Origin of the sequence: Streptomyces sp. NPDC019890 (assembly GCF_044903445.1) — a bacterium.
Lineage (GTDB): Bacteria > Actinomycetota > Actinomycetes > Streptomycetales > Streptomycetaceae > Streptomyces.
This window is the reverse complement of sequence record NZ_JBJDQK010000005.1, coordinates 418,838-433,367: the sequence shown is the minus strand read 5'-3', so window position 1 is coordinate 433,367 and position 14,530 is coordinate 418,838. Positions and strand designations below refer to the sequence as shown.

12 protein-coding genes and 2 pseudogenes are annotated in these 14,530 nt (G+C 66.1%); 7 read left to right on the top strand and 7 right to left on the bottom strand.

Translation table 11 applies throughout. The annotated features are described in order from the left end of the window. Positions 1–29: 29 nt before the first annotated feature. Positions 30–758: a hypothetical protein gene (locus ACI2LP_RS17010; protein ID WP_404725298.1), complete on the bottom strand. Its 729-nt coding sequence runs from the start codon at positions 756–758 to the stop codon at positions 30–32. 128 nt (positions 759–886) lie between these two features. Further along, positions 887–1,692 (bottom strand): IS5 family transposase gene (locus tag ACI2LP_RS17005; protein WP_404725297.1). Its coding sequence is split into 2 segments (ribosomal slippage): positions 887–1,368 and positions 1,368–1,692, totalling 807 coding nucleotides; the frame shifts between segments, so codons are not numbered across the junction. A gap of 1,378 nt (positions 1,693–3,070) precedes the next feature. Between ACI2LP_RS17005 and ACI2LP_RS17000 the strand changes: the two genes are divergently transcribed. The 6 genes and pseudogenes from ACI2LP_RS17000 (at position 3,071) to ACI2LP_RS16975 (ending at position 7,353) form a co-directional block, all read left to right on the top strand. Further along, on the top strand, positions 3,071–3,409 hold the full coding sequence (locus ACI2LP_RS17000) for a hypothetical protein (RefSeq protein ID WP_404725296.1): 339 nt from the start codon (positions 3,071–3,073) through the stop codon (positions 3,407–3,409). A 483-nt stretch (positions 3,410–3,892) separates the two neighbouring features. Continuing rightward, positions 3,893–4,099: a hypothetical protein gene (locus tag ACI2LP_RS16995; protein ID WP_404725295.1), complete on the top strand. Its 207-nt coding sequence runs from the start codon at positions 3,893–3,895 to the stop codon at positions 4,097–4,099. A 208-nt stretch (positions 4,100–4,307) separates the two neighbouring features. Next, a complete protein-coding gene (locus ACI2LP_RS16990) occupies positions 4,308–4,469 on the top strand; it encodes a hypothetical protein (RefSeq protein ID WP_404725294.1) in 162 nt (53 codons plus the stop codon). A gap of 1,748 nt (positions 4,470–6,217) precedes the next feature. Then, positions 6,218–6,445: pseudogene (locus ACI2LP_RS16985) on the top strand (helix-turn-helix domain-containing protein); the annotation flags it as partial. 9 nt (positions 6,446–6,454) lie between these two features. Continuing rightward, entirely contained in the window at positions 6,455–6,766 is a 312-nt protein-coding gene (locus tag ACI2LP_RS16980) for a winged helix-turn-helix domain-containing protein (protein ID WP_404725400.1), read from the top strand. Further along, positions 6,763–7,353 carry a transposase gene (locus tag ACI2LP_RS16975; RefSeq protein WP_404725293.1) on the top strand — a complete coding sequence of 197 codons (591 nt, stop codon included), beginning with the start codon at positions 6,763–6,765 and terminating at the stop codon, positions 7,351–7,353. The genes ACI2LP_RS16980 and ACI2LP_RS16975 overlap by 4 nt, the downstream gene beginning before the upstream one ends. Here ACI2LP_RS16975 and ACI2LP_RS16970 read toward each other — a convergent pair. From ACI2LP_RS16970 to ACI2LP_RS16955, 4 genes and pseudogenes are all read right to left on the bottom strand, one after another. Beyond that, positions 7,347–7,703 carry a hypothetical protein gene (locus ACI2LP_RS16970; RefSeq protein ID WP_404725292.1) on the bottom strand — a complete coding sequence of 119 codons (357 nt, stop codon included), beginning with the start codon at positions 7,701–7,703 and terminating at the stop codon, positions 7,347–7,349. The two genes, ACI2LP_RS16975 and ACI2LP_RS16970, sit on opposite strands and share 7 nt — an antisense overlap. A 10-nt stretch (positions 7,704–7,713) precedes the next feature. After that, on the bottom strand, positions 7,714–7,914 hold the full coding sequence (locus ACI2LP_RS16965) for a hypothetical protein (RefSeq protein WP_404725291.1): 201 nt from the start codon (positions 7,912–7,914) through the stop codon (positions 7,714–7,716). 75 nt (positions 7,915–7,989) lie between these two features. Then, positions 7,990–8,127: a hypothetical protein gene (locus tag ACI2LP_RS16960; RefSeq protein ID WP_404725290.1), complete on the bottom strand. Its 138-nt coding sequence runs from the start codon at positions 8,125–8,127 to the stop codon at positions 7,990–7,992. A 650-nt stretch (positions 8,128–8,777) separates the two neighbouring features. After that, positions 8,778–8,993: pseudogene (locus ACI2LP_RS16955) on the bottom strand (site-specific integrase); the annotation flags it as partial. Between the two features lie 680 nt (positions 8,994–9,673). Between ACI2LP_RS16955 and ACI2LP_RS16950 the strand changes: the two are divergent. After that, entirely contained in the window at positions 9,674–11,992 is a 2,319-nt protein-coding gene (locus ACI2LP_RS16950; RefSeq protein WP_404725289.1) for a tetratricopeptide repeat protein, read from the top strand. A 1,575-nt stretch (positions 11,993–13,567) separates the two neighbouring features. Here the strand turns inward: ACI2LP_RS16950 and ACI2LP_RS16945 are convergent. Beyond that, positions 13,568–14,014: a hypothetical protein gene (locus ACI2LP_RS16945; protein WP_404725288.1), complete on the bottom strand. Its 447-nt coding sequence runs from the start codon at positions 14,012–14,014 to the stop codon at positions 13,568–13,570. Positions 14,015–14,530 lie beyond the last annotated feature (516 nt).

Genomic DNA, 14,530 nt, shown 5'->3' with positions numbered 1-14,530 from the left:
GTGTTCCAGCTGCCGCCGACACCGTGCTGCTAGGGAACCCGGAACCTCGCGCACGCCGGCCCGCGCTGTGTGAGCGAGCCACACTTGTCCTGGGTTCCGTCGCCCGCATTGAGGGCCATGATGCTGATGCCTGCGGCCTGTGGTGGAAGGGACATCGGCATACTGACCCGCTGCTCGACCACGCCCTTGTCGTTGGGTCTGAGCTCACTTGAGTAGGCATCGACCGACTCAACAGCAGGCTCGGACAAGTCGGCCCTGACAGCGTTTACAAACACTTCAATGCTGGCCCCCGTCTCGACGCCGTCAGCATGAACATCGAAACTTAATTTCAGATTGGACCGAGGGCCGTCGACTTTGATGTTGGTGATGGTCGGCCGCCCGTTACCCCCAGCAGCCTTGGCCGCGCCGATAACCGCCACGCTCAGAGCCACCATATAGAGGATCACCCCGAGAATGAGCACAACGGTCTCCCACAGGTTGCCCCGCCGTGTGGGGTGGACGAGCAGAGCCACAATGCTGCAGACGATCGCGAGGATGGCGCAGAGCGAGGCCACATAGATGGGCCACGAGTCGTTGTTGAGGGCAACGAACACGACGTCGCTGCTGAGGCCAAGCAGGGTCATGACGCCAGCAACGGCGACGAGGGCGCCAGCCAGGATCTTGGCAACGTCGTCCAGGCGCTTTCCGATCCTGGCTTGGATCTCTTCTTGCGTCTGGGCAGGTTCTTGTTCGCTGCCCCACTTCGGTACCTCGCTCATTGCGCTCCTCCTGACCGCAGGCTCTGGGCGGTCAGCCGGTCGTCCGGCCCTAGTGGAAGACGCTAGGTTCGCGCGAGAACCTCAGCGACCCGGGGTTGGGCCGGACAGAGGAACGATTAGTACAACGGCTAACACAATGAGCTGAGTTGTCGCTGGGTGATCAGGCAGCAGGCGAGTTTGAGGAACGCCTCGTGGATGTCGGCCCTGCGTTCCCATCGGATGCGCAGTCGCCGGAAGCCGTGCAGCCAGGCGAAGGTGCGCTCGACCACCCACCGGTAAGTACCCAGTCCGATACCGTGCCGGGTGCCACGGCGGGCGATGGCCGGGACGATGCCGCGATCGCGGACCTGGTCGCGGTAGATGTCGTGGTCGTAGCCGCGGTCGGCGAACAGCGAGTCGGGCTTGCGGCGCGGACGACCCACCCGGCCGCGGACGGGCGGGATCGCATCGAGCAGCGGGATCAGCTGGGTGACGTCGTTGCGGTTGCCGCCGGTCAGCAGGACCGCGAGCGGGGTGCCGTGCCCGTCGGTGATCAAGTGGTGCTTCGAGCCGGCCCGGCCCCGGTCGACCGGCGACGGGCCCGTGTGCTGCCCCCTTTTAGCGCCCGGACGTGGGAGGAGTCGACCACACAGCGAGACCAGTCCAGCCGTAAGGCCGCGTTCAGCTCAGCAAGCAGGACCTCGTGCAGCCGCTGCCAGACACCGGCCTCGTTCCAGTCCCGCAGCCGACGCCAACAGGTCATGCCCGAGCCGAAGCCCAGCCTCTTGGGCAGGTACTCCCACTGGATCCCCGTGTGCAACACGTACAGGATCCCGCACAGCACCTCCCGGTCCGGCAACGGCTTGCGGCCCGGATACCGAAAGCGTCGCTCGCGCTGCGGAAGCAGCGGCTCCAAGCGGTCCCACAGCTCATCCGACACGAACCACGGTGACATCCCCACACCGGAGCGAACGCTCAACTCCCGCCCCGGACACGGCCACCAGGACTGATCCACCTCATTGTGTTAGCCGTTGTTATAACCGATCACGCTCGGCCGGGGCTGCTCGACTACCCAGTCAGCGTCCCGGGTCCTTGCCTTGGCAAGCGGTCCCAAACGTCGGGTGAGCCACTGCGTGAAGCATCAACCGAGTCCGGACAGCAAGCTAAGCAAGCTAGTTGAGACGACGCGGACAGAGTTTCCCTACGTCTATCAAGGCTCGCTGCGCTCGCTGCCCGACCTGAGGTTCGGTCAGCGCGTGGATCATTGCCAACCCGTCCGCCACACGCAGCCCGGCCACACGGGACCGGCACTGTCCCACGCCCGCCACGCGTCCGAGTGGCCCCAGAAGACTTCAAAGACACCAGCGCACCAGGCCCGAGGGAAGAGGCGGACGCTCGGGAGAACACCACATTGGACGCATCGAGCGTCTGCATTCCCGACCTCCTGAACTGCGGTAGCAGTCTGATCAGGGATCAGAGGGTGCCGCACGGAGTGCGGCGGCGCCGGCCGGACGCCGCCGCGCTTGCCCCTCCATGTCTACGCCACCGGGGCCGCACGTCGTCGCCCGCCCGCGCCCACAAGGGGCGAAAAGAACCAGGCCGAGGGTGGGACGGACGGCTCCACGGCTTTACCCACACTCCCCGATCCGGGACCCGCGTCGAGCAAGACCAGGGGGCCACTCGGACACATTGCGGGCAGAGGACAAGCCTGCCCGAGCAGCCGGAAAGCGTACGGCCCCCTGATCATGCACGACCCCAAACCAGGCAGGACACCGGCCAAAGCCGTTCCACCGTCCTCAACGTGCGCCACCGGGCTGTCCCCACAAGAGCGCCGGGTAATTGCTTGCAGACCTGCTCGCAATGGTTGCAAATGCCTGAGTAGCGCAGCTCGTTGCACAGGCGCCTACACCGTGGAGCACAGCCTCCACCACGGACTCCATCTGGGCCGAATGCATGAGATGCGAGTCAGCGAAAACGCGGGCACGATGAAGATGAGGCCGGTACAGCGGGAGCCGCCCTAGACAGAAATGTGGCGATCAGCCGCGCTCCCTATTCACTTCCCCCGCCCCAAATGGCAGATGTAAGCGAGGTGTTACCGCCATGTCCAAATACTCGAACGGGAACGGTGGGCCTGCGCTGGGAGGTTTCGAGCCAGCAGTCCGACTACTCAGCGAGGCGCCGGAAGAGGAAGCCGCAAGCGGCGTCGACTACCAGGTTCACGCCGGTGACACGAAGGAGGCGCAACCTCCCGTCGCAGAAGAAATCATCCAAACGACTGTCCTTCAGCAGATTCGGGAGCGCATAGAAAAAGCTAAGCGACAGGGAGGCTGATCATGCCATACATACGCAACAGCACTCCGTTCAATATCTGGGTCGCCGACATGTATTGGGCCCCGGATGCGTGCGGCGAGTACGGTAACTTTCGGACTGAGGGCTGGTGGCTGTTCAAGCCCCAAGAGCGGTACAAGGTGGGACCTAGCGATGGGCGGGCCTTGTACTGGTACGCGGAAACTGAAGACGGCACGCGCCATTGGACAGGTCCCTACGGGCCGGTGTACGTCACCGACGAGGCCTTCGAATCCTGTTTGGGCATCGGATCAACTGCCGCCTACAAGGTGACAATGAGAAAGCACGATCCGGCGGCCTATCCTGGTGGCGTGACCTTGGTGTGATCGCGCCCGTGACCACGCTGCTTCCGGCGGGGCGCCACGACCACAACGGAGCGCCTGCTGGCCCCGCTAATTGAACGCCGACGGTCGCCACCGACCATGCGTTCACTCCAATGGCCAGTACAGCAGCGAAGTACAGCAACCACCGCAACCGCATCCGACCAGCATCAGCCCCAGGCACCCGGGCTGACCAGTCGAGCGGACCTTAGCGACCGTCCCGCCGATAGTTCGCATCGAGGGGCACACGACGACACCCCCGCTCGGGCCGTCTCTGGGCCGTGCGGGGGTGCTCAACGATGACCAACACTGAGAACCGTCGACAGCCAGTCGCAGGTCGCAGCGTTGGTCGATTACGTGGCCGCAGGTCAGAGACCCGGCCAGTCACTTCTTCGGCTTCTGATCGCACCCAGCGGCGCTTGACTCGCCCATTAAGACTCCACCGACCGCGCGGTACAGTGCCGGTCCCCGTAGGCGGAGAGGGCGATCATGGAGAACCCATTCAGGGACGGCGGCCCGGCGGACAAGGCGATGCCCTACGTGAGCCTGATCGTCTCCGCGAACCTCTTGGTATTGGGCGTGAAGATGCACGGCGAGGGAGCATCTCCGCTCTGGCCTCTTGGTGCCGGAGTCTTGGTTCTGCTCGCATGCCACGAGATCTACCGGCAGATACGTTCGCGGCGCGATCTCGCCTAGAGTGACGTGCCCGTCGCGTGCCCGATCCGGCAGGAAACGGCAGGGAGTCACGGGGAACTGCGGCGCTGTAGGCGCTCCCGAGCAGGTCAGGGACTCGCCAGGTCAGGTCGTATGCGCATACGTGGTCTTCCAAACTGGGGCTGGTCATCCACGCGACCGCCACCAGGGGTAGCCTTCCCGTCCGTTCGAAGGTCACTGGAGGCTCCCTGTGCACACCACCGTTTTCCTGCTGCGGGACGCGCTGGGCCTAGGTGGTGGTCTGGTGGGCATCTGGGAGCTGACCCGCCAGGCTTCGGGACCGGGCTGGAGGAAGCTGCGGATCTTCTCTGCGGTGGCGGCTTTGATGCTCGCCGGGCTGCTCGCGGTCTAGAGATGGCCAGTCGGCGTGCCCCTCCCGTGCCCGTTCGGTCGGGAAACAGCGGGGAACAGCAGTCGCTGGCGGACAACGCTCACGAGAACGGCCCCTGACCGATTTACCTGGTCAGGAGCCGTTCACCTGCGGTGGGTGTGGGATTTGAACCCACGGTGACATCGCTGCCACGACGGATTTCAAGATCGATGCAGCCTTGACCCAGCCATTGAGACTCCACCGGCCGCGTGGGCACGCGCGTGGCGAGACGGTCTGGTGCCGAGGTCCCGACTTAGATCAACATTCGATGATCTTGTCAGACCGCCCGATTAGTCTGGGTTCATGGATGAGCGATGCATACACGACTTAGTCGTCCAACAGTGCGTGGACTGCGCTCCCGTCCCCGAGGGCTTGGTCAAGTTCGTCTACATCACGGCCGGAGGCGAGGTATTCCATCGTTCTTCGGCCTGCAAGGCCCTCGAGGAAGGGCAGGAGTACGCCCTCAGTCTGGGCATGGAAACTCACCCTCGGCGCCGTGTCGCGCTGGCCGAAGCCACGGCGGAGGGACGTGGCGCATGTGCCTACTGCTTCTGGGACTACCAGCCCGCATGACGAACGAGAGTCGAGGCCGGATCGGTCGGACCGACATCCAGAGTTGACATCAACGACTGTGAACAGCGGCGACCTCAGGCAGGCAACGGCAACGCTCCGATCGCCCGCACCCTGGCCCCGTTCAGCACCTGGATCGAACTTACAAGGCAGGTGTCGGCGACGGCGCTCGTGCCAGATCCGTGCCAGATCGAGCGGTCAGCCACGGTCAGTCGAGGCGCGTCAGGGTCCGGACAGCCGCGCGCAGGACGAGCGCCGTGCTCCACGGTTGACCAGCAAAGTCCCGGCCGCGAGCGGTGCCAGGCTTACAAGGCAGTAGTCGGGGAACGGCGGCGAAATGCCATCTACTGGTGCACAAGACGTCGAGCGGACCGCCGACTGTAGGCTGCCGGCTGACTCGACCACACGAGGAACGTCATGGAGCAATCACTAGCCACGCAGAACCGTCTCGCCAACAGCGGCCTTGGAGCCGTTCCGGCGGTTGTCTGCAGTGTGTACCTGGCGCAGGCCAACACCGCCGTTGCACAGCTCGCGGCTAGTCTGGCCGTGATCGGTTTCGCAGTCCTAGCGGTGCGGGGATATCGGCTCGGCGTGACATATGAACACTCGCGACTGGTAATCCGTGGCTACCTACGCACGCGGGTGATCGAACGAGGGCGCATTACGCAGATCACGGACTTCCCCGCGGTGAGGTGGACGGCTCGCAACGGACGCAAGCGATGGACCCCTGTCACGGCGTTCATGACGAGCCCAGGCGAAAGGTCGGCAACCCGTCTCCGCAAGGATCGTGCCATGAGGAAGCTGCGACAGTGGGTGTGACGTTAGACGTTAGCTCTTCCCACTCCGCCAGCCAGGCACAGGCCCGTGCCCGATGCGTGCCCGATCGGACGGTCAGCCGCGGTCACCTACGGGCTCCCAGACTCTGGACCAGTAACGGCGGTGAGCACCATAACAGCAGGTCAAGCACCCTTGCTCAGTCTTCGGACCCGGTGATTCCCAAGCTCAGAGCGCGGGTTCGATTCCCGTCACCCGCTCCAAAAGATGAGGCCCAGGTCAGGGACATGATCCCCAACCCGGGCCTTTGCGCTGTCTAGACCGATTCAGGCGTCGCGCACCACTTCCGCACCACCTACTACCTGAGGTTTTCGTTAGTTCTGTGGGTGTGGTGGGCTCGTTGGTGGGAGTCTGTTGCCGTGTCCTTTCAGTCTCCGTCCGTCGTCTCCAAGTCCTCTGTTCCTCCTTTGACGCGCCCGCAGTTGGCCGAGGCGCGACGTGTGCGGGCGGTCGAGTTGTTCGAGCAGGGATGCCCGAATGCCGAGATCGCGAGAATGTTGGGGGTCCATGCCGAGAGCGTGCGGCGGTGGAAACGCGTGTGGGAGAAGGGTGGTGCTCGCGCGTTGCGGCGCCGTCCGGCCGCCGGTCGCCCGCCCAAGCTGGACGACGCCCAGGTCGAGGAGGTGCGGGCCGCGCTGGAGCGAGGCGCCCAGGCACACGGCTTCGAGGCCGATCTGTGGACGTTGGAGCGGGTCGGTCTGGTGGTCGAACGCGTGACGGGGGTGACTCTGTCGCAGGCGTCGGTGTGGCGACTGCTGACCGGGTGGATGGGGTGGAGTCTGCAGCGCCCGGAGCGTCGAGCCCTCGAGCGGAACGAGTCCGAGATCGCCCGCTGGATCGCCCACGAGTGGCCGCGCATCAAAAGGGGGCAGTGAACAAACGTGCCTGGATCGTGTTCCTCGACGAATCGGGGGTGTCCCTGCTGCCCCAGGTCCGCCGCACCTACTCGCCCCGCGGCCGCACCCCGACACTGCGGCACAGGTTGAACTGGAAACGTGCCTCGATGGCCGCGGCCCTGGGTTACCACGCCGCCGACCCCGACCGTGGTCCGCGGTTGTGCTTCCACCTCAGGCCGGGCAGCTACGACACCACCGCCCTGATCGAGGTGCTGGAACAGGTCAAAGTGTTCTACGCCGGGGAACGGGTGGTGCTGGTCTGGGACGGGCTGTCCGCCCACTGGAGCCGTGCCATGCGTGCCTGGGTCGCCGAACAGGACTGGCTGACACTCGAACGACTACCCGCCTACGCGCCCGAGCTCAATCCGGTGGAACTCCTGTGGTCGGCGATCAAGAAACGCGAGCTCGTCAACCTCGCCGGCGAGCACCTCGCCGATGTCGCCGACGCCACCGAACGCGGCATCCACCGCATCGGCCAGAACAACCAACTCCCCTGGTCCTTCCTGGCCCACACCGGACTCACCATCCAGCCACCACACCCACAGAACCAACGAAAACCTCAGTAGTGCAGCCTGCGTCCCATGGCCGCCGTGACAGGCTCGCGGTCTTTGGTCGCCCACCATTCGTCGATGTTGGCGCGGATGATGAGTGCTGCTGTCTGCACGCATTCATCGGTCGGATCGCCGATGAGCAGGTTCGGTGCGTCCTCACTGAAATCCAAGGTGATCAGCCACGTCTGGTGCGCGGCATCCGTCGGCGATACCTCGACGGTGATCTCCAGAACCGTTTCGTCCGATTCTCCGCGGCCGGAGTCAGATGACTCCAGTTGCTGAACCTGCGGTTGGTTCCGGTGGCGATCCTGGTGCAGGGCAAGGCGATCCAGCAGGCGGGCCTTCGTCTCGGAGCTGAGCTTCATGGTTCCTATTTCAGCACTCGGCGGTTGCCAGCCGGGCGCTTGCGAGGGTGGGGACTGCATCCGCGTAGTAGGCGGTGATAATGCCCTGCGGGTTGATCTTGGAGTCGCCTCCATATGCCAGCGGGTTGTCCAGCACGCTGAAGTAGGGAGGAACCCCGCACTGGGTGGGCGTCTTGATGTAGTGCCACCGACCGCCCACGGTGGGTTTCACCGTTCCTCGCGAAACGGTCTCCGCGATCATTGAGTCGAATATGGGGTTCCAGCGTCCCCTCTCAACCAGATGCCGTTACCCCCACTTGGCGCTGCCGCAGCGGAGCGGGATGACGGAAGGCCCTCTGTAGTAGTACTTCGCGATGTACGACATGGCGTGGCCGTCACACACATAGGCGGCCACGCCCTCGTCTGCTCGCGGCTCTGCAGACACGGCGGGCGCAACCCCAGTCATCGTGAGGGTAGCCACCATGGCGGCGCCAAAAGTGGCCACACGTTTACGTAATTGATGCTGATCCTTCCATCGGCGGGCAGGCCGAGGGAAGGCTCCCCCCGGACCCATACCTACGACAGGACCTTCTCCTTTGCTGATCGCCACCGTCAAACCGGAATTTCGCATACCAGCAATCGGGCAGGAAATGATGGCTGACAACGACGGAGATGCAAGGTCACGCGAGAGAGCGACCTGGGTTCAGGAACGCTGGGCAATCAGGGGTTTGGAGATGTGCGGCAGCCCTCGGCTAAGAGAATCCAGAAATGGCCGAAATTGAAGACGAGGGCACACGCCGCTTCTCTTCGCATGGCGTAGGCGAGGAATGCGGCGGAGTACCGTCTGCTGCCGCGCGACTCCCCGCCCTGGGCGCACGGTCTGATCGGATGCCCCGCCTCCGCCTTACCTGTGCTGCCGTTCTTGCCGCGAGAGAGACAGCAGCCTGGTAACGGCCGTGACAGCCGAGAAGATGGACGTTGATCTTGGGTTCCGCTGGGTCCTCGAACGCCACGGAGCGAGAACCCCAGCCGGGGTCCTCGCCCGCGTCGGACAGGTCACTGGTCGGCTACGACCATTGACCAAACACTTCGGACTTACTCGTCTAGCCCCCGTTCAGGCTGGTCAGAGCCCTTCTTCCGTGCCGCCCGGACCATCGCGTCCAGCCCGCCCGCGACTTCCTTCTGGCGCTCACGGTCCGAATGCTGATAGATCAGCGCCGCTTTCTCCGACGACTGCCCCGCACGAACCATCGTGTCCTTGAGCGTGGCCCCGGACCGCGTGGACAGTGTGTGTCCGGTGTGGCGAAGGTCCTGTGGGGAGTTGGGCATCTACCTCCGGCCCGAACAGGAGACGCGAGAGCCGCCGAGGGCTCATGAGCGCGTCACGCACAGCTGGCACATCGTCCTGCTGCTTACGGAATGTCTGGGCTGATGGACCGCACGCGATGCGTCCTAGCTGTCCGACTGTCCGGTTATGCCCACGAGCTGCGGAAACGCCCCGGACAGCTCAAGCGCCAGGTGTCCGGGCTGTCCAGTTACAGATTGCTGCAACACCCTTGGGGGTTGCAGCCATCGGCAGGAGGTCGGCGTTACCCGATCGTGCTTGGCAGGTACGCGGCTTCGTACCCAGCCTCGGGGGGTATTGAGAACCGGACTTGACGCCAATGACGGCCCTCGTACCTGGGTGAGCGGCGATACTGCTGGCGGGGATGGCGCCCTGAACGGTGGGTGCGGGAGTCCGAGCCGGGGGTGGGGACATGACGGGGTCGGAACGTCGGAGCCGGTCGCGTGGTGAGCTGATCCGGCAGCGTGCGCAAGCGCAGTTCGTAGGTCGGCGGGCGCAGCTCTCGCTGTTTGCGGAGAATCTGGCGAAGGATCCGGAGTCGGAGGCGGATCCGGCGGAGTTCCTTTTTCATGTGCGTGGAGTGGGCGGGGTGGGCAAGTCCACGCTGCTGCGGCAGTGGCAGGCGACCGCGGGTGGGGCGGGTGCGGTGACCGCGGTGGTGGACGAGAGCGACGTCCATGGCGTGCAGCAGGTCCTGGTCGAGCTGGCCCGACAGTTGGCGGAGCAGGCAGGACCGTTCAAGGACTTCGATCGGGCAGCCGATCAGTTCCGCCGGGAGCAGGAAGCGGCCGCCGAGCCGGTGCCGGCGGAAGGCGCCGGGGCGGCGGAGGGCGAGGGGTCGGTGTCGAGCCGGGTGGTGACGCAGGCCGCGCTGGGTGCCATGTCGCTGATCCCGGGGGCCGGGGTGGTGACCTCGATGGCAAACCCGGACGCCGCGGCCCAGGGCCTGGACCGGCTGCGGGCCGGTGTTCGGGCCCGGGGCCGTCGAGGGCGCGGGGGTGACGTGGCGGGGCTGAGCCGGGCTTTCGTCTCTGAGCTGGGCCGTTTGTGTGGTCGATACCAGTGGGTGGTGCTGCTCTTCGACACGTGGGAGCAGACCGGGCGCTACCTGGACGGGTGGCTGCGGGATCTGCTGGAGGACGCGTTCGGGCCGGTGCCCGTCAACGTGATGGTGGTGCTGGCCGGGCGGGACGAACTCGCGGAACGGGAATGGGCGCCGCTGCGGACGCTGGTGGCCGACGTGCCGCTTGAGGTATTCACAGAAGCGGAGACGCGGGCGCTACTGGCCGCGAAGGGTGTGGCGGAGCCTGCGGTGGTTGAGGCGGTGCTGCAGCTGTCGATGGGACTGCCGCTGCTCGTAGAACTTCTTGCCCTGGCCCGACCTGGGGCCGCCGAGGACGTGGACGCGGGCGGGGACGTGGTCGACGCAGCAGTAGAGCGTTTCGTGCAGTGGATCACGGACGCGCAGCAGCGCGAGACGGTGTTGGCGTGTGCGCTAGCCCCGCAACTGAACGAGGACATCTTTGCCGCGGCCGCACCGCAGGATGCGCTACGGCTGTGGGGGTGGCTGTGCGGGCAGCCCTTCGTCAGCGGCCGCGGCGACTTCAAGCAGTACCACGCAGTTGTCCGCGCGAGCATGGTGCGCCAGCAGCGTACCCACTCCCCCCAGCGCTGGACCACAGCACATCTGCGGCTCGCTGACACTCACGCCACCTGGCGCACCGCCATCGAGCCAGGCCTACATGCGGACAAGCGGTGGGGCAATCCTCAATGGCGCCGACACCGCTTAGACGAGACCTACCACCGGCTGTGCGCGCACCCTGCAGCCGAATTAGCACCCGCCCTGGAGCAGGCCGTCCATGCCGCCGGGCGCGATGCGGCGATCCTGCGGCAGTGGATCGACGCCCTCGAACAAGCAGCCAGCGACACTGCCGATCCTGCCCTCCTGTCTTGGGCCGACCGCCTGCAGAATGCCGTAGCTGGCAGCAAGCCTGCCTTGGCGTCCCTCACCGCGCTGCTGACCCACGGCCATCTGACCACCGCGGCTCGGGCCTGGGCCCATACCTACCGCGCCCAGCACCTCCACCTCGCCGATCGCAATCACGAAGCCATCGCCGAGTTGAACCGTGCCATCGCCACAGACCCTCGCAACGCCCGTGCCTGGGCCTGCCGAGGTGACGTGCACCGCTGGCTCGACCATATCGACCAGGCCATCAGCGACCTCACGACCGCTCTCGATCTCGACCCGACCTACGCCTGGGCCCTCGCTCACCGTGGAGAAGGCCACCGGCAGGCTGGCCGTTTCGACGAGGCCATTGCCGACTTCACCGCCGCCCTCGATCTCGACCCGTCCTACTCCTGGGCCCTGGGCATACGAGGTGAGGCCCACCGGCAGGCTGGCCGTTTCGACGAGGCCATCGCCGACTTCACCGCCGCCCTCGATCTCGACCCGTCCTACTCCTGGGCCCTGGGCATACGAGGTGAGGCCCACCGGCAGGCTGGCCGCCTTGACGAGGCCATCGCCGACTTCACCGCCGCCCTCGATCTCGACCCGTCCTACGCCTGGGCCCTGGGCTCCCGGGGACAAGCCCACCAACAGGCTGGCCGCCTTGACGAGGCCATCGCCGACTGCAGCGCCGCCCTCGATCTCGACCCCACCTTGGTCTGGGCCCTGGGCATACGGGGTGAGGCCCACCGGCAGGCTGGCCACTACTCTCGTGCGCGTGAAGATCTTGAGCGGGCTGTCGCATCCGAGCCCGGTGATCCTGGTCTTCTATTCGAGATGATCATGTTGGACACCGTGGAGTCGGGACTCGCGGCGTGCGTGGACCGGTGGGCCGAGTTTCTCACCTCCCCGGTGGAATCATCGGAGGTGGACGCCGCCAGCTTGTTCGGCCTGTTCAGGGTGCTGCTCCTTGAACCGGAATCCGACGTGGCGGAGGCAACGGAGGTGTTCCTCGCATGAGGCCCGGACTGGGACGTCGTCACGGACCTGCTCCAGTGCTTGGCCGAACTCTCTGCCTTGGGCGACGAACCAGCAGACCGCGCGCGGCGATGTCGTCAACTCATCGCGGAGCAGGCCTCTGAATGAGCAGCAGGGTGGTAATGATTCCCGTGGGGCTCGGGCGCCCCGCGGGTGTTACAGCCTGTCGGCGAAGCCGACCCCGGAAGTCGCAGGAGCCGGAGGCGACTTCCTTCTCAAGTGCCGCATCACTCCGCACCACTTAAGCACCACTCACTGCGGTCGACCACGGTCATCGTGGGTGGGTCAGACCGACCAAATTCGCCATCATCTGAGAGCGTGTGTGCAGGTCAGGACCACTTCATCGCAACATCATTCTCAGGATTCCCAAGCTCAGAGCGCGGGTTCGATTCCCGTCACCCGCTCCATACGAAAGCCCCAGGCCAGCAGCCCGGGGCCTCTTTGTTGTCCGGGCCGCGCTCGGCGTCGCGCACCAGATCCGCACCAGAAGGCTGGTCGGCGCCCTTCCGCCGGGCGGCCCGCACCAACTGATCAAGGCATCTCGCTCCGCTCGCCGCGCGCTACCCGGCGTCCGCGCCGGGGACGACGCTCCTGTCTCCGCCCCGCTCCCCCCTGCTGCGCCGGTCGCGCGGCTGGAGCGAGACTTCGTGGACGAGGCGAAAGTGGCCGGCTCGGGGTTGGGGCGGTAGAGGTACGCGCTGAGGGTCCCAGCGAGACTATGGGCATCTCGCCACCTAACGCTGCCTGTTTGACCCAGAGCCAGTTGTCTTTCCCGCCCGAAGTGAAACGACCCGGCGGAGAAGGCCAAGGGATTGCTTGGCATGAATGCTGCAGGGTCCGCCCCTTCGGCGGAGCGTGCCGCAGCGCCCCGGACGGCAACCAGGCTTGGACCTCGTACGACGGACGAACCGTGCTCCGTATGCAGGCAGACCGGAACTTTGTCCTGTACCGAGACGGCAGCGCCGTTTGGGCGGCCCCCGGAGCCTGGGGGCGAGGCGATTGTGACGGCAATATGTGCCTGTACGGGAGCGATAATTCGGCGGTCTGGGCGACCAACACCAATCGGTGAAGCCCTGCGGTTCGGGGTGCCCGAACAGACTTCGTGATGCCAGGACCGAGTCCCTTTCCGGCTGCGCCCCATCCGGACCCGGCGGCACTCCGCGGAGCCCAGCCCCTCATCCCGGCATTCGTGACGACATGTCCGGGAGTACGAGGCACAACCGGCAGTAGATCTTTGCAGCAGCATCACAAGGGCTGCGCATCACCTTTGGCGGGTGCCAGTAGCGTTACTGGCCGCTCGATCCCGCGTGCGAACTTGAAACAGGTCGCCGGCGTCCCTGGCGGCGCAGTCAGCACAGAAAGATCGCAGATGGACTACTGCTCCTCGTGCCGCCGGATTCTCAACGGGGCGCTCGTGTGTCCAGGGTGCGGCGCATACGCTCCCGACATTGCCCCGCGTGCCCCTCGCCGCCACAGCGACGTTGCCTCTACCGCAACGACGAGGCAGGCATGGCGCGCGCAGGAGGTCCCCGCTCCGGGGCCCTACCCCGGCACTCATCACACCGACACCGCACCGATCGGCAGCGGCACGTCCGAAGACGCGATGGCGGAGGCATCCGGCACTGGTTCGTCCAGCGGCCACGAAGGCACCGCCTCCACCGGGCAGGGCCGGGCGGCTCGGCGTCGGCAGCTGGCGCGTTGGAAGAAGAACAAGCGTCGGGCCGTGGCCGCAACGGCCGTTGCCATTGTCGGTGGCGGCCTGACCGTTGCTGCTCTGCCGACCACCAGGCCTTCCACCAGCCACACACACGCAGCCTCACCACCGGAGCCGGTGACCTCGGCCACTCCCGGTACGGCGACCACCGACTCGGCGGAGCAACCGGACACCCCGGTGTCGCGGCATCCCAGCACTCGTCCGCCCACGACAACCGGCCGGCAGCAGAGCACCGCCACCGCCACGCCTCCCACCGCGGCAACGAACGGGCAGCCGAAGTCCGCCGCCACGCACCCGGCCCCTGCGCCTCCGAGGGCAACGCCGCACTCCACAGCGGAGCCGGCCAAGGGGACACACGTCGGCAACGCCGACGCCCCAGCCTCGGCCTCAGCCCCGGAGACGACCGCGCCCGCTGCCGCCGAAGGCCCCGGCGCCGGCACACCGGCCCTGAACCTTCTGCCGACAACGTCGGCGGGCGATCCGACAGCACCGACGCACGTGTGTCTGATCGGCGTGTGCATCGGCTGAGGAAGAATGCCCTGGAATCGGTGTCGGTGGACCGCCCCGCCCCTCTCTGTTCGGGCGGAGCCTGAGGGGGGCGGGGCGGCCTGACCGGTCTGCCCGCTTCGTTCACGGGCAGACCGTGCCGCCCTCTGGGGGAGAAGGACGGCGCTCTGGGGTCACTCCTGGCAGGTCAGGTGACGAACCGCGGAGGTTGTTCGCAGCGAAGCGAAGTCGTCGCTCGGTCACCACTGCTGCGCGGTCGCTCGACCACATCGACCGAGCGTCGCCACATCCTCAGCGAC

Excerpts from the sequence above, each read along its gene's own strand:
- ACI2LP_RS16970 (WP_404725292.1), bottom strand. The coding sequence starts at position 7,703 with ATGAAGCTCAGCTCCGAGACGAAGGCCCGCCTGCTGGATCGCCTTGCC.
- ACI2LP_RS17000 (WP_404725296.1), top strand. The coding sequence starts at position 3,071 with ATGCCATACATACGCAACAGCACTCCGTTCAATATCTGGGTCGCCGAC.
- ACI2LP_RS17010 (WP_404725298.1), bottom strand. The coding sequence starts at position 758 with ATGAGCGAGGTACCGAAGTGGGGCAGCGAACAAGAACCTGCCCAGACG.
- ACI2LP_RS16995 (WP_404725295.1), top strand. The coding sequence starts at position 3,893 with ATGGAGAACCCATTCAGGGACGGCGGCCCGGCGGACAAGGCGATGCCC.